The sequence below is a fragment of the Pseudomonas extremorientalis genome, assembly GCF_024584605.1.
Classification (GTDB): Bacteria; Pseudomonadota; Gammaproteobacteria; order Pseudomonadales; family Pseudomonadaceae; genus Aquipseudomonas; species Aquipseudomonas extremorientalis.
The window spans coordinates 5,237,459-5,261,326 of sequence record NZ_CP089519.1 but is presented as its reverse complement, the minus strand read 5'-3'; the positions used below and the strand labels follow the sequence as shown (position 1 = coordinate 5,261,326).

Genomic DNA, 23,868 nt, shown 5'->3' with positions numbered 1-23,868 from the left:
AAGGATTTGATGTGAGCAAGTCTCTGCAAGCCATTCGTGGCATGAACGACATCCTTCCGGAGCAGACGCCGCTGTGGCGCTACTTCGAGGGCACTGTTGCGCGCCTGCTGGATAACTACGGTTACAAGCAGATCCGCATGCCGATCGTCGAGTTCACCGAGCTGTTCAAGCGCTCCATCGGTGAAGTGACCGACATCGTCGAAAAAGAGATGTACACCTTTGAGGACCGTAACGGCGACTCCCTGACCCTGCGTCCGGAAGGCACTGCCGCGTGCGTGCGCGCCGTACTCGAACATGGCCTCACCGGTGGCGGCCAGCCACAGAAGCTGTGGTACATCGGCCCGATGTTCCGCCACGAGCGCCCGCAGAAAGGTCGCTATCGCCAGTTCCACCAGATCGGCCTGGAGGTGTTCAACCTCGACGGTCCGGACATCGACGCCGAGCTGATCGTGCTGACCTGGCGCCTGTGGGGCGTGCTGGGCATCCGCGACGCGGTCAAGCTTGAACTCAACAGCCTGGGCACCAGCGAGTCCCGGGGCCGCTATCGGGTGGCCCTGGTCGAGTACCTGTCCGCCCACCTGGACGAGTTGGACGAAGACAGCCAGCGCCGCCTGAAAACCAACCCGTTGCGCGTCCTCGATACCAAGAACGCCGACACCCAGGCCGTGCTGGTCAACGCGCCGAAAATGGCCGATTACCTGGACGACGAATCCCGCATTCACTTCGAGGGCCTCAAGGCTCGCCTGGAGGCAGCCGGTATTCCTTACGTCATCAATCCAAAGTTGGTGCGTGGCCTCGATTACTACAGCAAGACGGTCTTCGAGTGGGTCACCGACAAGCTTGGCGCCCAGGGCACCGTGTGTGCCGGTGGCCGCTACGACGGCCTGGTCGAGCAGATGGGCGGCAAGCCGACCACCGGCGTGGGTTTTGCCATGGGCATCGAGCGGCTGATCCTGCTGCTGGAAACCCTGGAGCAGGTCCCGGAAGAGATCTCCCGCCAGGTGGATGTGTACCTGTGCGCCTTTGGCGAGGCCGCTGAACTGGCTGCCCTGGCCCTGAGCGAACAAGTACGCGATCAACTGCCGAACCTGCGCCTGCAGGTCAACGCCGGCGCCGGCAGCTTCAAGAGCCAGTTCAAGAAGGCCGACAAGAGCGGTGCGCTGTATGCACTGATCCTCGGCGAAGACGAACTGGCCCAGCAAGTGATAGGTTTCAAACCCCTGCGTGGCCAGGGTGAGCAACAGAACATTGCCTTTGATGCGCTCGCTGCGCACTTGGCCACCTGCGTCGTGCAGGGTTGAAGCTGTCGAACAGCCGAATTTAGCGATTAAGGAGTATTGGGGTGTCGAGTACTGATGATGAGCAACTGGCCGAGTTCAAGGACTGGTGGCAGCGCAACGGCAAGCCCCTGGTTACTGGCGGTCTGCTGGCTTTAGTGGTGGTGTTCGGCTGGCAGGCCTGGACCAAGTATCAGGCCAACCAGTCCCAAGGCGCCTCGATCCTCTATCAGCAATTGCTGGAAACCACCCTGACGCCGGACGGCAAGCCCGATCCTGCGCAGGTTGCAGACCTGGCCGGTAAGCTGAAGAACGAATTCGGCGGTAGCACCTACGCCCAATACGGCAGCCTGTTCGTCGCGAAGGTCGCGGTCGACACCGGCAAGCTGGACGACGCCGCCGCTGAGTTGAAGGCCATCGCCGACAAGCCGACCAACCCGACCCTGGGTGAAATCGCACGTCAGCGCCTGGCCCAGGTACTGGCGGCACAGAACAAGGCTGACGAAGCACTCAAACTGCTCGACGGCGATGCTGACAAGGCATTTGTAGCCACTCGCGAAGAGCTCAAGGGCGACCTGTTGGTCCAATTGGGTCGTACCGACGAAGCCAATGCTGCGTACAAGAAAGCCAAGGCGGCGCTGTCTGATGAAGCGGCGGTCGGTGGCTTACAAATCAAGCTGGACGACTTGGCCAAAGGGGATGCGTGACGTGATCCGTTGGAAACATGCAGCATTGCTGGCTCTGGCCATTCTGGCCGCGGGTTGCAGCAGCAACAGTAAAAAAGAACTGCCGCCTGCGGAGCTGACCAGCTTCAAGGAAGAAGTGGTCCTGCAAAAGCAGTGGAGCCGCTCCATCGGTGACGGCCAGGGTGAAACCTACAACATGCTGGTACCGGCTATCGACGGTGAAAATATCGTCGCCGCCGACGTGACCGGCGTCGTCATTTCCATGGATCGCATGAACGGCGACGTGAAGTGGAAGAAAGACCTCGAAATTCCGGTATCCGGCGCCGTAGGCGTAGGTTACGGCATGGTCTTGCTCGGCACGCTCAAGGGCGAAGTCGTGGCGTTGGATTCCAGCACCGGTGAAGAGAAATGGCGCGCTCGCGTGACCAGTGAAGTGCTCGCACCGCCTGCCACCAACGGCGATATCGTCGTAGTGCAAACCCAGGACGACCGTGTGATCGGCCTCGACGCCAGCACCGGCGAACAGCGTTGGTTGTACGACAGCACCCCGGCGGTGCTGACGTTGCGTGGTACCAGTGGTCCGATTGTGACCAACAATCTGGCCGTTGCAGGCCTGTCGACCGGTAAAGTGGTCGCCCTGGATACCCAGAACGGCGTGCCGGCCTGGGAAACCCGTGTGGCCATCCCGCAAGGTCGTTCCGAACTGGACCGCGTGGTGGACATCGATGGCGGCCTGCTGCTGTCGGGTGAAACCCTCTACGTCGCCACTTACCAGGGCCGTGTTGCGGCACTGGACCTGCAGAGCGGCCGCGTCAACTGGCAGCGTGATGCTTCCAGCTACGCCGGTGTCGCCCAAGGGTTTGGCAGCGTCTACGTCAGCCTGGCGTCCGGCACCGTTGAAAGTGTCGACGAGCGTTCCACCACGGCACTGTGGAGCAACGATTCCCTGGCGCGCCGCCAGTTGTCGGCACCGGAAGTGTTCTCCAGTTATGTCGCGGTCGGCGACTTCGAAGGCTACCTGCACCTGTTGAGCCAGGTGGACGGTCGTTTCGTCGGTCGCGAGCGTATCGACAGCGACGGCCTGCGTGCGCGTCCGCTGGTGGTGGGTAACATGCTTTATGTGTATGGCAACAGCGGCAAGCTGGAAGCCCTGACCATCAAGTAAGAACTATGCTTGGGGTAATACCCAGGCGGCCCCGCTCAGGCGGGGCATGCGGCATTTGATTATGCTGCCCCGAGCACCAGCCGCTGCCCTGCAGCGGCTTTTGTATTTTCTGAAATAACGAAGTGGAGAGCCGCATGGTTCCCGTAATCGCCCTGGTGGGCCGACCTAACGTCGGCAAGTCCACCTTGTTCAACCGCCTGACCAGGACTCGCGACGCCATCGTCGGCGACTTGTCCGGTCTGACCCGTGATCGCCAATACGGTGAGGCAAAGTGGCAAGGGCGCTCCTACATTATCGTCGACACCGGTGGTATCTCCGGTGACGAGCATGGCATGGACGAAAAGATGGCCGAGCAGTCGCTGCTGGCCATTGAAGAAGCCGATGTCGTGTTGTTCCTGGTGGACGCCCGTGCGGGCTACACCGCTGCCGACCAGATGATTGGCGAGCACCTGCGCAAGCGCAACAAGCGTTCCTATCTGGTCGCGAACAAGATCGACAACATCGATCCTGAAGCTGCCCGTGCCGAATTCAGCCCGATGGGCCTGGGCGATGCGATCCCGGTCGCAGGTGCCCACGGTCGTGGTATCACCCAGATGCTGGAAATTGCCCTGCGCGATTTCCCCAAGGATGACGTCGAGGAGGAAGAGGGCGAAGAGGAAATCGTTGCCGAAGGTGAGGAAGCCAAGCGCATTCCTGGCCCGAGCGAAAAAGACGGTATCAAGATCGCTATCATCGGTCGTCCCAACGTCGGCAAGTCGACCCTGGTCAACCGCATGCTCGGTGAAGACCGGGTCATCGTCTATGACCAGCCCGGCACCACCCGCGACAGCATCTACATCCCGTTCGAACGTAACGAGGAAAAGTACACGCTGATCGATACCGCCGGTGTGCGCAAGCGCGGCAAGATCCACGAGGAAGTCGAAAAGTTCTCGGTGGTCAAAACCCTGCAGGCGATCAAAGACGCCAACGTGGTGATCTTCGTGATGGACGCCCGCGAGGGTGTGGTGGACCACGACCTCAACCTCCTGGGCTTTGCCCTGGAGGCCGGTCGTGCCCTGGTGATCGCGATCAACAAGTGGGACGGCATGACGCCGAGCGAGCGCGACTTCGTCAAGGTCGAGCTGCAACGTCGCCTGTTCTTCGTCGAGTTCGCCGACATCCACTTCATCTCGGCACTGCACGGCACCGGCGTGGGCAACCTGTACGCTTCCGTGCAGAACTCGTTCAAGTCTGCAGTGACCCGCTGGCCGACCAACCGCCTCACCCAGATCCTGGAAGATGCGGTTGGCGAGCACGCGCCGCCGATGGTCAACAACCGCCGGATCAAATTGCGTTACGCCCACTTGGGTGGTGCCAACCCGCCGATTATCGTGATTCACGGTAACCAGATCGAGAAGGTGCCGAAGTCCTATGTGCGTTACCTGGAAAACACCTACCGCCGTGTCTTGAAACTGGTCGGTACGCCGATCCGTATCGAGTTCAAGGGTGGCGAGAACCCATACGAAGGCAACAAGAACACACTGACTGACCGTCAGGTGAACAAGAAGCGTCGTTTGATGACTCACCACAAGAAGGCCGACAAGAAGCGCCGCGATAAGAAGTAACGACAGCTTCAAGTTGTTAGCTGCAAGAGAGGGCTCCTTTGGAGCCCTTTTTTGTGCCTGGTGGTTTGCCCCTTGACCTGCTTGCGGCTTGCAGCTTAAAACTTGTAGCTCACCCGAAGGGGGCTCCCATGATCACCAGCAAGCTGCCGAATGTCGGCACGACCATTTTCACCACCATGTCGCAACTCGCTGCCGAAACCGGTGCGCTGAACCTGTCCCAGGGCTTTCCGGACTTCAATGGCCCCCAGGGTCTGCTCGATGCGGTGGGCAAGCATATCGCTCTCGGGCACAACCAATACGCGCCCATGACCGGCCTGCCGGTGCTGCGCCAGCAGGTAGCCGCCAAGATCGCCCGTAGCTATGGCGCCACGGTCAATGCGGACACTGAAGTGACCATTACCCCTGGTGCTACCGAGGCGATCTTCTGTGCGATCCAGGCGGTGATTCGCCAGGGTGATGAAGTCATCGTGTTCGACCCCAGCTACGACAGCTACGAGCCTTCGGTGGAGCTGGCCGGCGGCCGTTGCGTGCACGTGCAACTGAGCCTGGATGGCTTCGCGCTGGACTTCGAGAAGATCAAGGCGGCGCTGTCACCGCGTACGCGGATGATCGTCCTCAATTCCCCACACAACCCGACCGGCGCGCTGATCAGCCGCGCCGAACTGGACCAGTTGGCCGAACTGATCCGCGACCGTGATATCTACCTGGTCAGCGATGAAGTCTACGAGCACCTGGTATTTGATGGTGTGTCCCACGTCAGTGTGCTGGCCCACGAGGAGCTGTATCAGCGTGCGTTCGTGGTCAGTTCCTTCGGCAAGACTTACCACGTCACCGGTTGGAAAACCGGCTACGTCGTCGCGCCGCCGGCCCTCACCGCTGAACTGCGCAAGGTGCATCAATACGTCAATTTCTGTGGTGTAACCCCGCTGCAGTACGCATTGGCCGATTTCATGGCAGAACACCCGGAGCATGTCGACGAGTTGCCGGCGTTCTATCAGGCCAAGCGCGATCTGTTCTGCGACCTGCTGGCGCCATCGCGCTTCAGCTTTACCCCAGTGACCGGCACCTACTTCCAACTGGTGGATTACTCACAGATCCGCCCGGACCTGGATGACGTCGCCATGTCACTGTGGATGACCCGCGAGCATGGCGTGGCGACGATTCCGGTCTCGGTGTTCTACCAGACCCCACCCCAAGGCCAGCGCCTGGTGCGCCTGTGCTTTGCCAAACGCGAGGAAACGCTGCAACAAGCGGCTGAAAAACTATGCGTGATCTGAGTGCACTGCCGAACCTGAACATCGCCCTGGTCCAGACCAGCCTGGCCTGGCACGACCGCCAAGCGAACCTTGAGCACTTCGAGTTATTGTTGGAACAGGCGCAAGGTGCCGACCTGATCGTATTACCGGAGATGTTCACCACCGGTTTCTCCATGGAATCCGCGACCCTCGCCGAAGCCGAGAACGGCCCGACCCACCGTTGGCTACAGGCCCAGGCCGCGAAGTACAACGCCGTCATCACCGGTAGCGTGATCATCCAGGCTGCCGACGGCAGCCACCGCAACCGCCTACTGTGGGCACGGCCGGATGGCGAGGTGTTGCATTACGACAAGCGCCACCTGTTCCGCATGGCCGGCGAGCACAACCACTACACCCCCGGTGAGCGCCAGGTGCAGTTCGAAGTGAAAGGCTGGCGTATTCGCCCGTTGATTTGCTACGACCTGCGCTTCCCGGTGTGGAGCCGTGATGCCCAGGACACCGACCTGCTGCTGTACACCGCCAACTGGCCGGGGGCACGGCGCTCGCACTGGAACCGACTGCTGCCGGCGCGGGCGATTGAAAACCTGTGCTATGTGGCGGCGGTGAATCGGGTGGGCACGGATGGGAAGGGCTTTGCCTACACCGGGGACAGCCAGGTGTTGGACTTCCAGGGCGAGACCCTGCTGAGTGCGGGGGAGGCGGATGGGGTGTTCCAGGTCAATCTGGATGCAGCAGAGCTGGCGGCGTACCGCACGCGGTTTCCGGCGAACCTGGATGCCGATACTTTCCAGTTTGTCTGACAGACCGCTATCGGGGGCAAGCCCCCTCCCACATTTTGAATGTATTCACAAATTAAAGTGTGGGAGGGGGCTTGCCCCCGATGAGGCCCTCACAGACCACAAAAAACCAAAAAAAAGGCCCCAGGACTCATATCCAGGGGCCTTTCACATTTTAAGCAGACGGCTTATGCCGCCTTCGCTGCCAACTGGCTCAACGAACGGTTCAGCGCGCTGAACAGCGCCTTGAAACTGGCCGTGGTGATGTTTTCATCAATGCCCACGCCATGTACCGGACGCTCACCGTTCACACGCAGTTCGATGTAGGCCGCCGCCTTGGCGTTGGTGCCCGCACCGATCGCATGTTCGTTGTAGTCCATGATCTCCACGCCAATCGGCAAGCCGGCCACCAACGCTTCCAGGGCGCCGTTGCCTTTGCCTTTCCAGTGCAGGTTGGTTTCGCCCTGGCCCTTGCCCGAGACTTCCACCTCGACAAAACTGTTGCCGTTTTCTTCCTGCAGGCGATGGCTGACCAGCGCATACGGGGTGTTGGCTTGCAGGTATTCGCGCTGCAGCAAGGCGTAGATCTGCGGTGCAGTCATCTCAAGGCCCACGCGGTCGGTTTCGGCCTGTACCACTTGGCTGAATTCGATCTGCATGCGACGTGGCAAGCTGATGTCGTATTCCTGTTCCAGCAGGTAGGCGATGCCACCTTTGCCCGACTGGCTGTTCACGCGAATCACAGCCTCGTAGCTGCGACCGATGTCGGCCGGGTCGATCGGCAGGTACGGCACTTCCCACAGCGCATCGTCTTTCTGCTGGGCGAAGCCCTTGCGGATCGCGTCCTGGTGAGAGCCGGAGAACGCGGTGTGCACCAGGTCGCCGACGTACGGGTGACGTGGGTGAACCTGAATCTGGTTGCACTCTTCGACGACTTTGCGCACGCCGTCGATGTCGGAGAAGTCCAGCTGCGGGTCGAGGCCCTGGGTGTACATGTTCAGTGCCACGGTGACCAGGTCGACGTTGCCGGTACGCTCGCCGTTGCCGAACAGGCAGCCTTCGACACGGTCGGCGCCGGCCATCAGGCCCAACTCGGTAGCCGCTACGCCGGTGCCACGGTCGTTGTGGGTGTGCAGGCTGATGATCACGCTGTCCCGACGGTTGATATGGCGACCGAACCACTCGATCTGGTCGGCATAGATGTTCGGCGTGGCGCACTCCACGGTGGCCGGCAGGTTGAGGATCATTTTGTGCTCAGGCGTCGGGTTCCACACCTCGATCACCGCGTCACAGACTTCCTTGGCGAATTCCAGCTCGGTGGCACTGAAAGTCTCCGGGGAGTATTCGAAGGTCCACTGGGTTTCCGGCTGCTGGGCGGCGTATTTGACGAACAGCTTGGCCGCGTTGACCGCGATGGCCTTGATGCCTTCCTTGTCCTGGTTGAACACGATGCGGCGGAAGGACGGCGACGTGGCGTTGTACAGGTGCACGATGGCCTTCTTGGCACCGCGCAGGGATTCGAAGGTGCGTGCGATCAAGTCTTCACGGCCCTGGGTCAGCACCTGAATGGTGGTGTCCTCGGGGATGTGGCCGTCTTCGATCAGGGTGCGCACGAAGTCGAAGTCGGTTTGCGAGGCAGCGGGGAACGAGGCTTCGATTTCTTTCACGCCGACGGCGACCAGGGTCTTCCAGAAACGCAGCTTTTTCACTGCGTCCATCGGCTCGATCAGCGACTGATTGCCATCACGCAGGTCGGAGCTGCACCAGATCGGCGCTTCGGTGATGGTCTTCGATGGCCAGGTGCGGTCCGGGATATCGATGGTCGGGAACGCGCGGTACTTCGAAGACGGGTCTTTGAGCATGCTCATCGGGAAATCCTTTGTTGTAGGGGCCGAGAAAAGGCGGCCTGCCGTAGAACTGTTTTTAGGGATAAAACGTAAAGACGAGGCAGATCGATTCAGCCTGGCAGTCGTGCGCTGACGAGGCACAGGCTGCGGTGCTGGCGGAGCTGAATGAGGGTGTGAGAGGTTTTCATAGGCTCAACCCTAACTGCCGGGGTGAAAGATGGCAAGCAGTGGCTAAAAATTGAGAGAACTTCTGTTATTGACCTGTGAAACGAGATTTATTGCCTGAAGATGGTCTGGTCGCTGGATTTAATTGCGCGCCCGTTATCGAGTGCGCAATCGAGCCTTTCAGGGTTGGAACGCGCCGATAAAGATCGCCGGATCAACCCGCGCATCATTCAGGCTGACGTTCCAATGCATGTGCGGCCCGGTCGCCCGACCAGTCGAGCCGACCTTGCCCACCACTGCGCCGCGTGTGAGCTGATCGCCCACTTTCACGTCGATCTTCGACATGTGGCAGAACATGCTGATAAAGCCCTGGCCATGGTCGACGAACACGGTGTTGCCGTTGAAGAAGTAGTTGCCCACCAGAATCACTTTGCCATTGGCCGGCGTTTTGATCGGCGTACCGGCCGGCACGGCAAAGTCCAGGCCAGAATGGGGATTGCGCTCTTCACCGTTGAAGAACCGCCGCACGCCAAACTTGCTCGACAGCGGCCCGTTCACCGGTTTGTCCAGCACCAGGTTGCTCGGCAGGTTAGGGCTGAAACTGCGGTAGGCCTTGAGCTGCACTGCCAATTCGCCTTCGATGCGCTTGAGCTGCGCCGGGTCAGGGTTTACCTGGCTTTTGTTTTTCAGGGTGATGCGCTGTTCCGGGTACTTTTTGTAGCCGACGATAAACGGCAGGTTGCGCCCGCCGCTGCTGATGCGCTCATTGCCAGGCTTGACCGTCAACGGAATACCGACAATCGCCAGCCAGGTGTCCGCTTCTTTCACCACCAGTACCGGCTTGCCCTGGTACGTGGCTTTGGGCGCGGCAGCGGAAGGACCGAGTTCGACCACGGCAACCCCGCCAGGCACGGGCTTGTTGAGGGTGCGGGAAATGTAGCTGTCGGCCTGCGCGTTAAAGGCAAGGCACAGCAGCATCAACACACTGAAGAGACGTGGCATCGATCAATCCAATAACGAAAGGGTGACGGGTGTCAGGTGGTTGTCTTCCACCCGCACCTGCAATTGGCCCTCACCGAGGCGCGCGGTCAGGCGCTGGCCGGTGTGGGTCTGCGCGGCATTGCGAATGGCCTGGCCGCGCTCATCCAGGAGGATGCTGTAGCCACGACCCAGTGTCGCCAACGGGCTGACCACATGCAGCGTCTGCATCTGGCTTTGCAGTTGCAGGCGCCGCGCCTTGAGGCCTTCGCGCATGGCGCGGGGCAGGCGTTCGGCGAGGCTGTCCAGGCGCTGGCGCAGCAGTGCCAGTTGGCGACCCGGGTGTTGGCCGGCAAGGCGCGTTTCCAGGCGGATCAGGCGTTCACGGCGGGTATTGAGGCTGCGCTCGAAGGCGCGGCGCAGGCGCATGTCAAGGTCGTCCAGGCGCTGGGCTTGCTGGCGCAGGCGTTCGCCGGGGTGACGCAGGCGCCGGGCCATGCCTTCCAGGCGCAGGCGGTCGTGGCTCAGGCGATTGCGCATCAGCAGCACCAGGCGGCGGTGCAGGTTTTCGACCTGGCGCACCAGGTGGCTGGCGTCTGGCGCGAGCAGTTCGGCTGCGGCGGAGGGTGTAGGAGCGCGCACGTCTGCCACGAAGTCGCTGATCGACACATCGGTCTCATGCCCGACGGCGCTGACGATCGGTGTGACGCAGGCGTCCACTGCACGGGCCACGGCTTCCTCGTTGAAGCACCAGAGGTCTTCCAGCGAGCCGCCGCCACGGGCCAGGATCAGCGCATCGAAGCCACGGGCATCCGCGAGTTTCAACGCGCGCACAATCTGCGGGATCGCTTCGCGGCCTTGCACGGCGGTGGGGATCAGGGTCAGTTCAATATTGGGCGCACGGCGACGGAACACACTGATGATGTCGCGGATCACCGCGCCGGTCGGCGAGCTGATAATGCCGATGCGTCGAGGGTGCGCCGGCAGCGGCACCTTGCGTTCGGCACTGAAAAGGCCTTCGGCGCTGAGCTTTTCCTTCAGCGCATCGAACGCCAGGCGCAACGCCCCATCACCGGCCGGCTCCACGGTATCGAGGATCAGTTGGTAATCGCCCCGTCCCTCGAACAGCGAGACCTTGCCGCGCACTTTCACCGCCAGGCCATCCTTCAGCGCCTGGCGCACCCGCGCAGCGTTGTTGCGAAACAACGCGCAACGCACCTGGGCACCGCTGTCCTTGAGGGTGAAATACACATGACCGGAAGCCGGACGGGCGAGGTTGGAGATCTCGCCTTCGACCCAGATATTGGTGAACACGTCTTCCAGCAACACCCGCGCACGGCCGTTGAGCTGGCTGACAGTCAGGACTTCGCGGTCCAGGCCCAGACGGGCAAAAGGATCTTTAATCATGGGCGGCAGTTTATAGGCATTCGTGCAAGGTTTGGCAGAATTGCTCCACTAGCGCGCTCGGCGCCTGTGCGCAGGCCAACGCCACGGTGCTGAGGCAGTCCGGGTCGGCCAGGGGCAAAAAGTGCACGTTGGCGGGGGCGATGTCCTGCATGGATTTTGGTAACAATGCAATACCGAAGCCGGCCTGGATCAGTTGCAGCTGGGTGGTCTTGCGCGACATCACTCGCGCGGCCTTGGGGAAAAATCCGGCACGCATGCACAACTCGGCTGACAGATAGCTCAAGCCGCCGCGCTGGGGATGGGGTATTGAAATAAACGCTTCGTCCTTCAATTGCCCTAGCTCGATGGGCGCCTGACTACGCGCTAACGCATGGTTGGGCGGTACGGCCAGCAACAGTTGCTCGCTATACAAAGGTAGTACCCGAACCCCCTCGCGCTGGCGCAGTACCGGCAAGCGCAGCACGCCCACCTCAAGGCGACCGTCGGCGATTTCTTCCAGCTGCGCTTCGGAGGACAGTTTGACGATATCCATCGACACCCCAGGGCAGCGTTCCAGCCAAGCGCTGATGCCCTGCAGCAAAGGGCCGCTCATCGGCACAGTGCTCGAATGGCTCAGTCGCAGCGTGCCCAGTTCGCCATTGCCCACTTGGGTCGCCAGTTCGCTGGCCTTGAGTAGTTCACTCAGCAGGTTGCGGGCACGCGGATAGAAGGCCTCACCCGCGGCCGTAAGCCGCGGTTGACGTGCGGTGCGTTCGAACAACGGGGTTTTCAGCTGGGTCTCCAGTTCCTTGATCTGTCGGCTCAAGGCTGACTGCGCCACAAACAGGCGCTCGGCGGCGGCACTGAAGCTGCCGCTGTCGGCGATTTCGACGAAGTACCGCAGTTGGCGGGTGGATATCACGCGTCATGCCTTTTCGAGATAGGTAGAGGGTTTCGAAGATATTAGTCGCATCCCTCACCGATGGCTAAAGTGATGGCCATCTCTTGCAAGGAATACCCCATGAGCCCGGTTGAGCTGATGAGTCAGTGGTCGTTTGGCGGGATGGATTGGCTGGTGATCGGCGTGGGCATCGTCGTGGCCTATATCGTGTTCGGTATCGCGGGATTTGGCACCGCGTTGGTGGCGGGGCCGCTGCTGATCCTGTTCATGCCGTTATCGAAGATCATCCCGCTGTTGGTGTTGCTGGATTTTGTCGCGGCGTTTGGCAACCTGCTGCAGTCGCGGCGCGATGTGAACAAGCCGGAGCTGCTGCGCTTGCTGCCGTGCATGGCGATTGGCTGCACACTTGGCGTGGTGTTTTTGCTCAACCTGCATTCGGACCTGTTGCTGTTGTTGATGGGCCTGTTTATCAGTGCCTATGCGATCTATAGCCTGGCGGTGAAGGCGCGGCCGACGCAGCTCGCTGCCGGGTGGTCAATACCCATGGGCACGGTGGGCGGATTGTTTGGTGCGTTGTTTGGCAGTGGCGGCTTTCTCTATGCGATCTATCTGAATAGCCGTCTCCCCAAAGACGCGGCGCGCGCCACCCAGAGTGCGTTGATCAGTTGCAGCACGGTGGTGCGCTTGAGCCTGTTCCTGATTGCCGGGGTGTACGCGGACCTGCCGCTGCTGATGTTGGCGCTGTGCCTGTTGCCGGCGATGGCCATGGGGCTGTGGTGTGGGCGCCGGTTGACGATGCGCATGTCGCGTGAGGCGTTTGTGCGGTTGGTGACGTGGTTGGTGCTGGCCAGCGGTATTGCATTGATCGGGCGGTATTTGAGTACTTGACCTGTTTTTTTCAGGGATTAAGCTGCCTGCCTTTACGGCCTCTTCGGGGGCAAGCCCTCACCCGCTCCAAAATGTGAGAGGGGGCTTGCCACCGATGACGCCAGACGCCACACCGCAGGACTCCCATGAATTCCCAAAGCATCCTTGTCCCGAAAATCTCCACCTTGCCCGTCCACGAGCCCCGCGCCCGGGCGATCGTGCGCTGGTTGGTGCGCAAGAACATCATCAAGGAAGAGCTGACCACCTGTGGCCGCACCGGCAACCGCATGGGCTACGCCCTGGCCGATGGCGCCCGCGCCGTGGTGCTTTACCCGCAGGCACTGCCGTTCAACGAGCCGATCAATGGCCTGGAGATCATCTACAAGCGCTGCATCTACACGCCGGCCAAGGGCTTTCTCGAAGAAGCCGGTTGCCCGCAATGCCGCAAGGAAGTCGGCGAAGCGCTGTTCGAAAGCCTGGAAGACTGGATGCCCGGCCACACTGACAACTTCACCTGCCCGCTGTGTGGGCATGAAGACGACATCAACGGGTTCCTGTTCCTGCAGGAGTGCGGGTTTTCCAACCTGGGATTTATCTTCAACAACTGGGCGGAGGCAGGGTTCAAGCAAAGTTTTATCGACGAATTCGCCGATTGGCTGGACCAGAAGATGAGTTGGGTCAAAGTCGAGTTGTAACCCTTCTATCAGTATTCCCAAGTTTGTCAGAGTTTTACATTGAGCCCGACAGGGTGCATGTATATAATGGCGCGCTTCCATTTTCCCGCTCGGGAGCCCCCGCGATGCTGCGTATCAGCCAAGAAGCTCTGACATTCGACGACATTCTCCTAGTGCCCGGTTATTCCGAGGTGCTTCCTAACGAAGTCAGTCTCAAGACCCGCCTAACCCGTGGCATCGAGCTGAATATTCCCCTGGTTTCCGCTGCCATGGACACCGTCACCGAAGCCCGTCTGGCCATCGCCATGGCTCAGGAAGGCGGCATCGGCATCATCCACAAGAACATGACCATCGAGCAGCAGGCTGCCGAAGTGCGCAAGGTCAAGCGTTACGAAGCCGGCGTGGTGAAAGATCCGATCACCATCGAAGCCGACGCCACCGTGCGCGACCTGTTCGACCTGACCCGCCTGCACAACATCTCCGGCGTTCCGGTACTGCACGATGGCGACCTGGTCGGCATCGTCACTTCCCGTGACGTACGTTTCGAGAACCGTCTTGAAGTCACCGTCCGTGAAGTGATGACGCCCAAAGAGCGTCTGGTCACTGTCAAGGAAGGCGCCGACAAGAACGATGTGCGCGAACTGCTGCACAAGCACCGCATCGAGCGCGTGCTGATCGTCGACGACAAATTCGCCCTCAAAGGCATGATGACCGTCAACGACATCGAAAAAGCCAAGGCTTACCCGCTGGCCAGCAAGGACGATCAAGGTCGTCTGCGCGTTGGCGCGGCGGTCGGCACCGGTAAAGACACCGGCGACCGTGTTTCGGCCCTGGTCGCTGCCGGCGTTGACGTGGTGGTGGTCGACACCGCCCACGGCCACTCCAAAGGCGTGATCGACCGCGTGCGTTGGGTCAAGCAGAACTTCCCTGAAGTTCAGGTGATCGGCGGCAACATCGCCACCGGCGCAGCCGCCAAGGCTCTGGCCGAAGCGGGCGCCGATGCGGTCAAGGTCGGTATCGGCCCTGGCTCGATCTGCACCACCCGTATCGTCGCCGGTGTCGGCGTGCCGCAAATCAGCGCCATCGCCAACGTCGCCGCAGCCCTTGAAGGCACCGGCGTTCCGTTGATCGCCGACGGCGGCATCCGTTTCTCCGGTGACCTGTCCAAGGCCATCGTAGCCGGTGCGTCCTGCGTGATGATGGGCTCGATGTTCGCCGGTACCGAAGAAGCGCCAGGCGAGATCGAACTGTTCCAGGGCCGTTCGTACAAGGCTTACCGTGGCATGGGTTCGCTGGGCGCCATGTCCCAGGCGCAAGGTTCTTCCGACCGTTACTTCCAGGACTCCTCGGCAGGCGCCGAGAAGCTCGTTCCGGAAGGCATCGAAGGCCGTGTGCCGTACAAGGGCACCCTGAGCGCGATCATCCATCAACTGATGGGCGGCCTGCGTTCCTCGATGGGCTACACCGGCAGCGCCGACATCGAAGAAATGCGCACCAAGCCAGAGTTCGTACGGATCACCGGCGCCGGCATGGCTGAATCCCATGTCCACGACGTGCAGATCACCAAGGAAGCGCCAAACTACCGCGTAGGTTGAGGCTTCCAGCAAAATGTTAAGTAACCGGGGCTGTTCTTCAGCCCCGAGTTGTTTCTGATTCATTAGACGAGACTGACTTCATGGCCCTCGACATTCACGCCCACCGCATCCTGATCCTCGACTTCGGTTCCCAGTACACCCAGCTGATCGCCCGCCGCGTGCGCGAAATCGGCGTGTACTGCGAACTGCATCCGTTCGACATGGATGACGAAGCGATCCGCGAATTCGCACCGAAAGGCGTCATCCTCGCCGGTGGCCCAGAGTCCGTGCACGAAGCCAACAGCCCGCGTTGCCCGCAAGCGGTATTCGACCTGGGCGTACCGGTCTTCGGTATTTGCTACGGCATGCAGACCATGGCCGAGCAACTGGGCGGCAAGGTTGAAGGTTCCGAGCTGCGTGAATTCGGTTATGCCCGTGTCGACGTGGTCGGCAAGAGCCGCCTGCTGGACGGCATCGAAGACCACGTCGACGCCGACGGCCTGTTCGGCCTCGACGTATGGATGAGCCATGGTGACAAGGTCACCAAAATGCCGCAGGACTTCCACATCCTGGCCAGCACCCCGAGCTGCCCGATCGCCGGCATGTTCAGCGACGAGCGCCGCTACTACGGCGTGCAGTTCCACCCGGAAGTGACCCACACCAAGCAAGGCGGCCGCATCCTGTCGCGCTTCATCCTCGACATCTGCGAGTGTGAGGCCCTGTGGACGCCGTCCAAGATTGCTGAAGATGCCATCGCCCAAGTGCGCGCCCAGGTCGGCACCGATAACGTCTTGCTCGGCCTGTCCGGCGGTGTTGACTCCTCCGTGGTCGCAGCCCTGCTGCACAAAGCCATCGGCGACCAGCTGACTTGCGTATTCGTCGACAACGGCCTGCTGCGCCTGCACGAAGGCGAGCAGGTGATGGCCATGTTCGCCGAGAACATGGGTGTCAAGGTGATCCGCGCCAACGCTGAAGAACAGTTCTTGAATAACCTGGCCGGCGAGTCCGACCCGGAGAAGAAGCGCAAGATCATCGGCCGCACCTTCATCGACGTGTTCGATGCCCAGTCCAGCAAATTGGACAACATCAAGTACCTCGCCCAGGGCACCATCTACCCCGACGTGATCGAGTCGGCCGGCGCCAAGAGCGGCAAAGCCCACGTGATCAAGTCCCACCACAACGTGGGTGGCCTGCCGGAGGAAATGAACCTCAAGCTGGTCGAACCGCTGCGCGAACTGTTCAAGGACGAAGTCCGCCGCTTGGGCCTGGAACTGGGCCTGCCGTACGACATGGTCTACCGCCACCCCTTCCCAGGCCCGGGCCTGGGCGTGCGGATCCTCGGTGAAGTGAAGAAGGAATACGCCGACCTGCTGCGTCGCGCCGACCACATCTTCATCGAAGAACTGCGCAAGGCCGACTGGTACCACAAAGTCAGCCAGGCGTTCGTGGTGTTCCAGCCGGTGAAATCGGTTGGCGTGGTCGGTGACGGCCGTCGTTACGCATGGGTCGTGGCCCTGCGTGCGGTGGAAACCATCGACTTCATGACCGCCCGCTGGGCACACCTGCCGTACGAACTGCTGGAGACTGTCAGCGGCCGTATCATCAATGAGATCGAAGGCATCTCGCGCGTGACGTATGACGTGTCGAGCAAGCCGCCGGCGACGATTGAGTGGGAATGATCCCGCAGCGCTGCATGAAAAAACCGGCTTAGGCCGGTTTTTTCATTTCAGGCGAAGACGTTGTCAGAAGTCGTAACGCACGTTCGCAGTGAAGGTGTCGGCGTCGAAACCGCTGCTGGTCAGGTAGTTGTACGTCCCGCCCACGCTCCATGCGCCCACGCGGTAGTTGGCGCCCAGTCCCAGCTCGTAGCTGTCGCGCGCCGGTGTGGCGCCTGTGGTGGTGAACGGGGTGCCGCCGAGCACAAAGGTGGAGGTGGTGCCGGCCTTGTCGCCGATGAAATCGTGCCAGGCCATCAGCTTGGCTTCCGGTTCAAAGCTGCCCACGCCTACGTCAAAAGCGGCCGCCAGGCGAGCGCCCAGGCCCATTTCGCCGATTTCATAGCGCTGGCTGCCGACGTTCAGGGCGGCTGAGCTGCCTTTTTCACGGTACGAATCAATCGATACGTTGGCATAGCGCGCACCGACTTGTGGTTCCAGTAGCCACTGTTTGTCGAGTTGGAACGTGTAGCCTGCCAGCGCGTTGACGCCGAAGATATCACTGTCGTAGTCGGCCTTGGCGCGGGTGCCAGCGATGTAGCGCTTGGATTCGTTGTCGTTCCAGCCGTACATCAGCGAGGTGTCGACAAAGAAGTTGTCACGGGCCCAGTTGCCGTACAGGGTCAGTGCATGGCCGCTGACGTCGGTTTTGTTGCCCCGGTCGGTTTTCACGTCGCTGGTCAGGTAGCTGTAAGCCAGGCCCACGGTGGTATCGGCATTGAGCTTGCCGTCGGCACCTACGGCGATGCCGTTGGTGTTGGCGTCATAGCCGTCGATACCGTGGCGGCTGTCCTGGTTGGCATCGCTGGACAGCGCTTGCAGCCATACGCCTTGTTCGGCCAGCACGTCACCGGAGGACAGGCCGCTACGCGCTTTGCTGGCGCGGCGGTTGATAGTACTTGCAACCAGGTTCTGGCTGCTGGTGGCTGCGTTGATCGCTCCACGGCTGACGTCGGGGGTCAGGCTTTCGGCCAGTTTGGCCAGTTCTTCGCTGGAGGAGGCGTTGGCGAATTGCTGGAATACCGGGTCGCTTTCGTCCAGTTGGCCCATGAGCGTGTTCTTGAATGGCTTGATGGCGCTCACCGCGTTGCGCGAACCACGGGCGCTCATCAGGTCTTGCGTGATCACCTCATCACTGCGGGTGGCAACCAGTGCTTTCACGTCCTGGCCTTCGATGCCGAAGCTCTTCACTTCAAGCAGCGCCGAGGACGACACCACGGACAGGTTCTGCGGGTCTTCCCAGGTGCCAGAGTTGATCAGGGTGTAGCGCGTGCCCTGGGCCGACGTGCGGAAATCATCGGAGCGCGCCTGCAGTTCGATCTGGCTGCCTGCAGAGAAGAAGGTATTACCGGTGACTTTCAGGATCGGCGTGTTGGGCTGCGTGTTGTTGTCCAGCAGCAGGCGCAGGCGCGCGGTGGCGCTGTCCAGGTCGAGGTCGCCCACAATCGTGGTCTGCGGGCGAAGCAGCGTCAGGCGGCCATCGCCGATATCGACGTAACTGGCGCGGATGGTCGAGCCATCGAACAGCGCGTCCCCTCGCACCAGCACACCACTCAGGCCCAGCAGGTCACCCTTGACCTGACCACCCTCCCAGTAGAAATACGAGCGTGGGGCATTGTCGTCCGCCAGAATGGCTGCGGTGCCGCCTTCGATCAGGCCACCTGTCTGCCTGATGGAGAGGGTGTCTGAACCGCCGGAGGTATCGAGACTGCGAAAGCGGATACCGATCCCGTCAGCGGAGATAGTCCCGCTGTTGTAAATACCACTCGTCATCTGACCCGTGAAGCGTGCGTTCTCGATGTCGATACCCACAGAGTCGATGCCACGTGCGGTGATAGTGCCCGAGTTATTGATGCGCGCCTGGGATGAGGTGATCAGCATGCCTTCGGCATTGGCGCCTGTCACAGTGGTGTTGCCGTTGTTGTTCACACCGCCAGCGATCTTTGCCAGATACAGGTCCAGCCCGACGCCGGCGTTGCCGCTCACCGTGATATCGCCATTATTTACCAAGTCGCCACCGACGTTGGAATTGAGGGTCATGGCGATACCGGACGGGAAGTCAGTGGGGGTCGCAGCCGTCAGGTTGATTTTGCCCTGGTTGACCAGATTGCCCGTCAGGGTCACGTTGGTCAGCTCTACACCTGCGTTTTGCGATGTCCCGGTGAAGGTGGCGTTATTGAATACGTCACCGGAGCTGCTGTATGCCCCTGTGCTCAGATCGTGGTTCAAGTTGGGGGCGGGTACGGCATATGCTGTCGCGGTAGCCGTCGCGACGGACAGCGCCAACAACGAGCGGCGCAGGTGGGAAATATTCAAGGCAGTATCCTTACAGGGCAGAAACTGACAGGGAACAACCCACGCGTCAGCGTCTGTTTTAGGCATCCCTGCCAGCTTGTCAGTGAATTGCTGATTCAAGCGCGTGGGAATTTACACGATGCGTGTAGGACAATTCATTACAAAAAGGATCGGTGAAGAAAAAAAGCATAAAAAATGCGACGTCGCCGTGATTTTTTGTAGTTGTACGGGGAGGTTCAGCGAGCCTGTTTACCCTCAATCTCAGGATATCCATGGGTTAATGGCGTTTTAACCCAGTGGCTCCAGGTCGCTTCCCACCCCTTATCATGGCTTGCTCCCCGTACATGGATGTATTCGCAGAGGGGCGAATCAAGCGCCTGTTGGTACCTATCAGCCAACCCACTTGGAATAATCAGGTCCGCTTCGCCGATGAGATGACGCTGGGGTAACAAGGCGAGTCGGCTACGATAGTCCAGCGGATCCAGTGAACCATCGAGTGGTGACAGGCCTTTCATCGTCGCCCACAGGCGTGGACTGAGATTGCCTGCAAGGGTTTGCACCTGGGTCACATCATTGCGCTGCGCCGCTAACAATAGGGCGAGAGCGGCGCCACCTGAGTACCCGACTAGTTCGAACTCACTATTGCCATAGCGCTGTTTTAATTGATCCAGCGCCTGGCTGAGGCTTGTGACCACTTCCTGAGAGAATCGTCGATGGGTCCAGAGTGCCGATTGACAGGCAGCGACCATGACGAACTGGCAGGGGCGTGCCAGGTACGCATTTGGTGTCGGATCATTGATCGCCAGCCGTGGTACCAACAGATTGTGCGGGCTCGGATCCAGGCTGGGTTGAGTGGCCGTCGCCCATGAATGGCCATCGCCTTCCAGGTACACACGCAGGCGAGTCATCTTTTCTGCAGTTTGCGGAGCAACTATGAAGAGAGGGAAGTGCTGTCCCGGCAGGACCTCCCATTGTCGGTAGTGCTCCTCAGCCAGTTGTTGCAGAGCCTCGCGCGGCGATTGGCAGGCGATGAGAAGAGCGCTGAGCATCACCACCCAGGCTTTGTATAAGCTGGCCAATGCCCGACGACAGGGAAAGTATCTACTCATCATGTTTCATAACGCGTCATTGGCAATGGAGTCGTCGGCATTGGCGGCGTAGTTCCAGGCTGAGTCAAGGCAGCTCTGGCCGCAGGTTTGTATTTCTGGTGCGCGAGCGCCCAACCAGCCGCGCGCGGATAAAGCACCATTCAAAATTCAGCGCATCGTATAGGATGCATTAATGCAGTATTACGCAATTTTGCATTGCATTGGATGCGTGTCGACATGAACGATTTAGGACTATTGATTAGGCAGCTCCGCAAAGCCGCAGGCCTTTCACAAAGCCAGCTCGCACAACGGCATGGCATGAGTCGCGCCACCATCTCGGGGATTGAGAACAATACCATCCCGGAAGTGGGGATTCGCAAGGTCGCAGCCATTCTTGAGGGCTTGGGATATGAGTTGACGGCCATCCCCAAGCGTCGGCGCAAGACCCTTGATGAGCTGAAATCGGAGAATATCCATGACCAGTCAACGTGAGCGGCTATATATCGGCGCAAGCGGCGTGCCTGAGGTCCAGCTCAGCCAACACGGGAAATTCCTGGTGGTGAAACGGTTCGACATCAGTGAAAGCGCCTACCTCGGATTTGAGGATATGTGCGTTCTATCGGGATGGGGAACCGCGAAGAAATATGACGGAAGCTACCAGGGATGCGCGAAGCTGATCAGGTCATTTGTCACGCCCAGCCGTGTCACCAGAACGCTGGAAGACTTCTTCTTGATGGTGGCACTTTCTGCTGGCATCCAGAACGGTGACGCTCACCTGAAAAACTTCGGCTTGCTGTATGAGAATTGCGCACAGGATGCTGACGTTTGGCTGGCACCAGCTTACGACCTGGTGACCACAACCGTGTACAACTGCAACGACATCATGGGTTTGTTGCTCGGTGGTTCGAAGGCCTGGCCCAAGCGCAAGATGCTGGTCCAGTTCGGGCGCAGTTCGTGCGGCTTGTCCGAGGCACGTTGCAACGAACTGCTGGCCAGAGTGCAAGACGGAATGGCTCAGGCGATGGCAGAGCTTTCCGAGTATCAAAGCACTCACCCAGAGTTTGCGGCGGTAGGAGAGAAGATGGCCGCTGCCTGGGCAGCAGGCCTGGCAAAAAGCATCGCAGTGCAATGATCTTCCCGACTCATGCTCAACGCCGCGCAATATCCGAAAAGTAAAACTTATCCAACGTATGCCGCGACTCGGTGTACTCGAACTGCCGCCCGTCCTGCAAAAACGTCTGGTTGCTTACCACGATCACATGGCTCTGACCTTCGAGGTCGAGGTGTGTCTGGTCGTCCTTGCCGCGCGGCAGGGCTTCGATGGTGCGTTGCGCGTAGGCAATTTGCAGTTGCAAGGTCTGCTCGATAAACGCGTAGATCGACTGCTCGGCAATCGAGCGGTCCAGGCCGGGGATCACGTCGGCCACGAAGTGGTTGATGTCGAGGATCACCCGTTTGCCACCGATGCGCCGTACCCGTTTGATGCGGGTGATCAGGGTGCCGGGTTCGGCTTCGATGTGTTGCAGCAGTGAGCCTTCCAGTGGGAACTGAGTGAATTCGACCACTTCGGTGCGTACGTCGTCGCCCAGGTCGGCGTGGGTTTCGTGGAAGCTGACGATGCCGCCCAATTGGAACTCGATCGGGTTGGGCGACAACACGAAGGTGCCCTTGCCGTGGATCTTTTGTGCAAACCCGCGCTCCTGCAACTGCTCGATGGCGCGACGCACGGTGCCTCGGCTGGCCTGGTAGCTGTCCATCAGTTCGGTTTCGGAGGGGAGGCGCGTGCCGCGTTGCAGGCGTTCAGTGGTGATGCTGGCAAGCAGATCCGTATAGATCTGGTTGTATTTGCTCATGGGGATGGCTCTTTGCCGGGGTTGCGGTCAAGGCAGGAACCTTAGTGGCAGAGAGGCGGTTTGTCCATTAGACCCTTGGTTCATGCGGCTTGCAGCGACGCGCTGTCCTACAAAAGATAAACAATATGTAACTCGTACAGACGAGTTGTTGCTTTAACTCGTACAGACGAGTACTTTTGCCCTCGGCGTGCTGCCAATGACTGCCCCCAATAAAAAAAACCAAAGTGGAACCCAAGCATGAGCCACGACTATTCCAATATCGCCCGCGAGATTCTCGAGAACCTCGGGGGCAGCGACAACCTTGAGCAAGCTGCCCACTGTGTGACCCGTCTGCGCCTGGCGCTCAAGGACCCGAGCCTGGTCAACGGCAGCGCGCTGAACCAGGTGGATCTGGTCAAGGGCTCGTTCTTTACCGGCGGTCTGTTCCAGGTGGTGATCGGCCCCGGCGAAGTGGAGAAGGTCTACGCCGCCCTGCGTGAACAGACCGGTCTCGCCGCCGCGACCATCGCCGACGTGAAGAAGAAGGGCGCCGACAAGACCAACGCCATGCAGCGCCTGGTGCGGGTGTTCTCCGATGTGTTCATGCCGATCCTGCCCGCGCTGATCATCGCCGGCCTGTTGATGGGCGTGAACAACCTGATGGGCGCCAAGGGCATGTTCATCGAGGGCAAGACGCTGCTGGAGGCTTATCCGGACCTGGATGGCCTGTGGAGCCTGATCAACCTGATGGCCAACACCTCGTTTGTGTTCCTGCCGGCCCTGGTGGGCTGGTCGGCGGCCAAGCGGTTTGGCGGCAGCGAAATCCTCGGCATCGTGCTCGGCCTGATGCTGGTGCACCCGGACCTGCTCAACGCCTGGAACTACGGCAAGGCGGTGGCTGGTCTCGACGGCCAGAGCCTGCCGTACTTCGATATCTTCGGTTGGTTCAAGATTGAAAAAGTCGGTTACCAGGGGCAGATCCTGCCGATCCTGATGGCGGCCTACGTGATGAGCGTCATCGAGAAATGGCTGCGGGCGCGGGTGCCCAACGCGATTCAACTGCTGGTCGTGCCGATCACCACCATCGTCGTGACCGGCGTGCTGGCCCTGGCCATCATCGGCCCGGTGACCCGTCACCTCGGCATCCTGATCACCGAAGGCGTGGTCACCCTGTTTGACCTGGCGCCTATGGTCGGCGGGGCGATTTTCGGCCTGCTGTATGCGCCGCTGGTGATCACCGGCATGCACCACATGTTCCTCGCCGTGGACCTGCAACTGATCTCCACCCAGGGCGGCACTTTCATCTGGCCGATGATCGTCATGTCCAACCTGGCCCAGGGCAGCGCCGCGCTCGCGGTGTTCTACACCACCCGTAATGCACGGGACAAAAGCATGGCCTCGACCTCGGCAATTTCCGCGTACTTCGGCATCACTGAACCTGCGATGTTCGGCGTGAACCTGCGCTTCAAGTTCCCGTTCTATGCGGCGCTGCTCGGCTCGGCGCTGGGCAGCATTTTCCTGTCGCTGAACAAGGTGCAGGCGTCGGCCATCGGCGTCGGTGGCTTGCCTGGATTCATTTCGATCATTCCGCAGTACATCCCCAGCTTTGTGATCGGGATGGTCATCGCGATCGTGGTGCCGTTTGTCCTGACCTGTGCGTTGAGCATGAAAATTGTTCGGCCTGGATATCGCGTCGCCTGAACCATCGCAATCGGGGGCAAGCCCCCTCCCACATTGAAACGCATTTCAAATGTGGGAGGGGGCTTGCCCCCGATGAGGCCC

General features: G+C 60.3%; 19 protein-coding genes and 1 pseudogene. 13 read left to right on the top strand and 7 right to left on the bottom strand.

What is annotated here, in order from left to right; all coding sequences use genetic code 11:
- Positions 1–11: 11 nt before the first annotated feature.
- The 6 genes from hisS to LUU92_RS23710 all read left to right on the top strand — a co-directional run bounded on the left by hisS (position 12) and on the right by LUU92_RS23710 (position 6,788).
- On the top strand, positions 12–1,301 hold the full coding sequence (gene hisS / locus LUU92_RS23735) for a histidine--tRNA ligase (protein WP_257102723.1): 1,290 nt from the start codon (positions 12–14) through the stop codon (positions 1,299–1,301).
- 41 nt (positions 1,302–1,342) lie between these two features.
- Positions 1,343–1,984 carry a YfgM family protein gene (locus tag LUU92_RS23730; protein ID WP_032890712.1) on the top strand — a complete coding sequence of 214 codons (642 nt, stop codon included), beginning with the start codon at positions 1,343–1,345 and terminating at the stop codon, positions 1,982–1,984.
- Positions 1,977–3,128: an outer membrane protein assembly factor BamB gene (bamB, locus tag LUU92_RS23725; protein ID WP_071489252.1), complete on the top strand. Its 1,152-nt coding sequence runs from the start codon at positions 1,977–1,979 to the stop codon at positions 3,126–3,128. The genes LUU92_RS23730 and bamB overlap by 8 nt, the downstream gene beginning before the upstream one ends.
- Positions 3,129–3,262: 134 nt before the next feature.
- Positions 3,263–4,732, top strand: coding sequence for a ribosome biogenesis GTPase Der (gene der / locus LUU92_RS23720; protein WP_058423368.1), 1,470 nt, complete (start codon positions 3,263–3,265; stop codon positions 4,730–4,732).
- A gap of 128 nt (positions 4,733–4,860) precedes the next feature.
- Complete coding sequence (locus LUU92_RS23715; protein ID WP_257102722.1) at positions 4,861–6,009, top strand: pyridoxal phosphate-dependent aminotransferase; 1,149 nt, start codon at positions 4,861–4,863, stop codon at positions 6,007–6,009.
- Positions 5,997–6,788 carry an amidohydrolase gene (locus tag LUU92_RS23710; RefSeq protein ID WP_257102721.1) on the top strand — a complete coding sequence of 264 codons (792 nt, stop codon included), beginning with the start codon at positions 5,997–5,999 and terminating at the stop codon, positions 6,786–6,788. The genes LUU92_RS23715 and LUU92_RS23710 overlap by 13 nt, the downstream gene beginning before the upstream one ends.
- 164 nt (positions 6,789–6,952) lie before the next feature.
- Here LUU92_RS23710 and leuA read toward each other — a convergent pair whose 3' ends face one another.
- From leuA to LUU92_RS23690, 4 genes are all read right to left on the bottom strand, one after another.
- Positions 6,953–8,632: a 2-isopropylmalate synthase gene (gene leuA, locus LUU92_RS23705; RefSeq protein ID WP_071489254.1), complete on the bottom strand. Its 1,680-nt coding sequence runs from the start codon at positions 8,630–8,632 to the stop codon at positions 6,953–6,955.
- Between the two features lie 324 nt (positions 8,633–8,956).
- Entirely contained in the window at positions 8,957–9,778 is an 822-nt protein-coding gene (locus tag LUU92_RS23700) for a M23 family metallopeptidase (RefSeq protein ID WP_071489255.1), read from the bottom strand.
- Between the two features lie 3 nt (positions 9,779–9,781).
- On the bottom strand, positions 9,782–11,161 hold the full coding sequence (gene xseA, locus LUU92_RS23695) for an exodeoxyribonuclease VII large subunit (protein ID WP_102591898.1): 1,380 nt from the start codon (positions 11,159–11,161) through the stop codon (positions 9,782–9,784).
- A gap of 10 nt (positions 11,162–11,171) precedes the next feature.
- The gene (locus tag LUU92_RS23690) at positions 11,172–12,062 is read right to left on the bottom strand and encodes a LysR family transcriptional regulator (protein WP_257102720.1); all 891 of its coding nucleotides are present in this window, start codon (positions 12,060–12,062) and stop codon (positions 11,172–11,174) included.
- A 99-nt stretch (positions 12,063–12,161) separates the two neighbouring features.
- Between LUU92_RS23690 and LUU92_RS23685 the strand changes: the two genes are divergently transcribed.
- The 4 genes from LUU92_RS23685 (at position 12,162) to guaA (ending at position 16,835) form a co-directional block, all read left to right on the top strand.
- Complete coding sequence (locus tag LUU92_RS23685) at positions 12,162–12,929, top strand: sulfite exporter TauE/SafE family protein (protein WP_092249192.1); 768 nt, start codon at positions 12,162–12,164, stop codon at positions 12,927–12,929.
- Between the two features lie 125 nt (positions 12,930–13,054).
- Complete coding sequence (locus LUU92_RS23680; protein WP_092249189.1) at positions 13,055–13,603, top strand: sugar ABC transporter ATPase; 549 nt, start codon at positions 13,055–13,057, stop codon at positions 13,601–13,603.
- 104 nt (positions 13,604–13,707) lie between these two features.
- Complete coding sequence (gene guaB, locus LUU92_RS23675) at positions 13,708–15,177, top strand: IMP dehydrogenase (protein WP_010207937.1); 1,470 nt, start codon at positions 13,708–13,710, stop codon at positions 15,175–15,177.
- A gap of 80 nt (positions 15,178–15,257) precedes the next feature.
- Positions 15,258–16,835: a glutamine-hydrolyzing GMP synthase gene (gene guaA / locus LUU92_RS23670; RefSeq protein WP_071489260.1), complete on the top strand. Its 1,578-nt coding sequence runs from the start codon at positions 15,258–15,260 to the stop codon at positions 16,833–16,835.
- Between the two features lie 63 nt (positions 16,836–16,898).
- Here the strand turns inward: guaA and LUU92_RS23665 are convergent, their stop codons facing one another.
- Both LUU92_RS23665 and LUU92_RS23660 read right to left on the bottom strand, forming a co-directional pair.
- Positions 16,899–19,187: an autotransporter family protein gene (locus LUU92_RS23665; RefSeq protein ID WP_257102719.1), complete on the bottom strand. Its 2,289-nt coding sequence runs from the start codon at positions 19,185–19,187 to the stop codon at positions 16,899–16,901.
- A 215-nt stretch (positions 19,188–19,402) separates the two neighbouring features.
- Complete coding sequence (locus tag LUU92_RS23660; RefSeq protein WP_257102718.1) at positions 19,403–20,275, bottom strand: alpha/beta hydrolase; 873 nt, start codon at positions 20,273–20,275, stop codon at positions 19,403–19,405.
- A 216-nt stretch (positions 20,276–20,491) separates the two neighbouring features.
- Between LUU92_RS23660 and LUU92_RS23655 the strand changes: the two genes are divergently transcribed.
- Both LUU92_RS23655 and LUU92_RS23650 read left to right on the top strand, forming a co-directional pair.
- A complete protein-coding gene (locus LUU92_RS23655) occupies positions 20,492–20,746 on the top strand; it encodes a type II toxin-antitoxin system RelB family anti-toxin (RefSeq protein ID WP_071489263.1) in 255 nt (84 codons plus the stop codon).
- 25 nt (positions 20,747–20,771) lie between these two features.
- Positions 20,772–21,386: pseudogene (locus LUU92_RS23650) on the top strand (type II toxin-antitoxin system HipA family toxin); the annotation flags it as partial.
- Between the two features lie 16 nt (positions 21,387–21,402).
- Here LUU92_RS23650 and treR read toward each other — a convergent pair.
- A complete protein-coding gene (gene treR / locus LUU92_RS23645; protein ID WP_093513880.1) occupies positions 21,403–22,107 on the bottom strand; it encodes a trehalose operon repressor in 705 nt (234 codons plus the stop codon).
- A 237-nt stretch (positions 22,108–22,344) separates the two neighbouring features.
- On the opposite strand from treR, the gene treP reads away from it, so the two are divergent.
- The gene (gene treP / locus LUU92_RS23640; RefSeq protein WP_071489265.1) at positions 22,345–23,787 is read left to right on the top strand and encodes a PTS system trehalose-specific EIIBC component; all 1,443 of its coding nucleotides are present in this window, start codon (positions 22,345–22,347) and stop codon (positions 23,785–23,787) included.
- Positions 23,788–23,868 lie beyond the last annotated feature (81 nt).

Bases quoted from the DNA above. Each gene is read 5' to 3' on its own strand.
- LUU92_RS23715 (WP_257102722.1), top strand. From the start codon at position 4,861: ATGATCACCAGCAAGCTGCCGAATGTCGGCACGACCATTTTCACCACC.
- LUU92_RS23655 (WP_071489263.1), top strand. From the start codon at position 20,492: ATGAACGATTTAGGACTATTGATTAGGCAGCTCCGCAAAGCCGCAGGC.
- LUU92_RS23700 (WP_071489255.1), bottom strand. From the start codon at position 9,778: ATGCCACGTCTCTTCAGTGTGTTGATGCTGCTGTGCCTTGCCTTTAAC.
- guaA (WP_071489260.1), top strand. From the start codon at position 15,258: ATGGCCCTCGACATTCACGCCCACCGCATCCTGATCCTCGACTTCGGT.
- treR (WP_093513880.1), bottom strand. From the start codon at position 22,107: ATGAGCAAATACAACCAGATCTATACGGATCTGCTTGCCAGCATCACC.
- LUU92_RS23710 (WP_257102721.1), top strand. From the start codon at position 5,997: ATGCGTGATCTGAGTGCACTGCCGAACCTGAACATCGCCCTGGTCCAG.
- LUU92_RS23680 (WP_092249189.1), top strand. From the start codon at position 13,055: ATGAATTCCCAAAGCATCCTTGTCCCGAAAATCTCCACCTTGCCCGTC.
- guaB (WP_010207937.1), top strand. From the start codon at position 13,708: ATGCTGCGTATCAGCCAAGAAGCTCTGACATTCGACGACATTCTCCTA.
- xseA (WP_102591898.1), bottom strand. From the start codon at position 11,161: ATGATTAAAGATCCTTTTGCCCGTCTGGGCCTGGACCGCGAAGTCCTG.
- leuA (WP_071489254.1), bottom strand. From the start codon at position 8,632: ATGAGCATGCTCAAAGACCCGTCTTCGAAGTACCGCGCGTTCCCGACC.
- LUU92_RS23685 (WP_092249192.1), top strand. From the start codon at position 12,162: ATGAGCCCGGTTGAGCTGATGAGTCAGTGGTCGTTTGGCGGGATGGAT.
- LUU92_RS23660 (WP_257102718.1), bottom strand. From the start codon at position 20,275: ATGAGTAGATACTTTCCCTGTCGTCGGGCATTGGCCAGCTTATACAAA.
- bamB (WP_071489252.1), top strand. From the start codon at position 1,977: ATGCGTGACGTGATCCGTTGGAAACATGCAGCATTGCTGGCTCTGGCC.
- der (WP_058423368.1), top strand. From the start codon at position 3,263: ATGGTTCCCGTAATCGCCCTGGTGGGCCGACCTAACGTCGGCAAGTCC.
- treP (WP_071489265.1), top strand. From the start codon at position 22,345: ATGAGCCACGACTATTCCAATATCGCCCGCGAGATTCTCGAGAACCTC.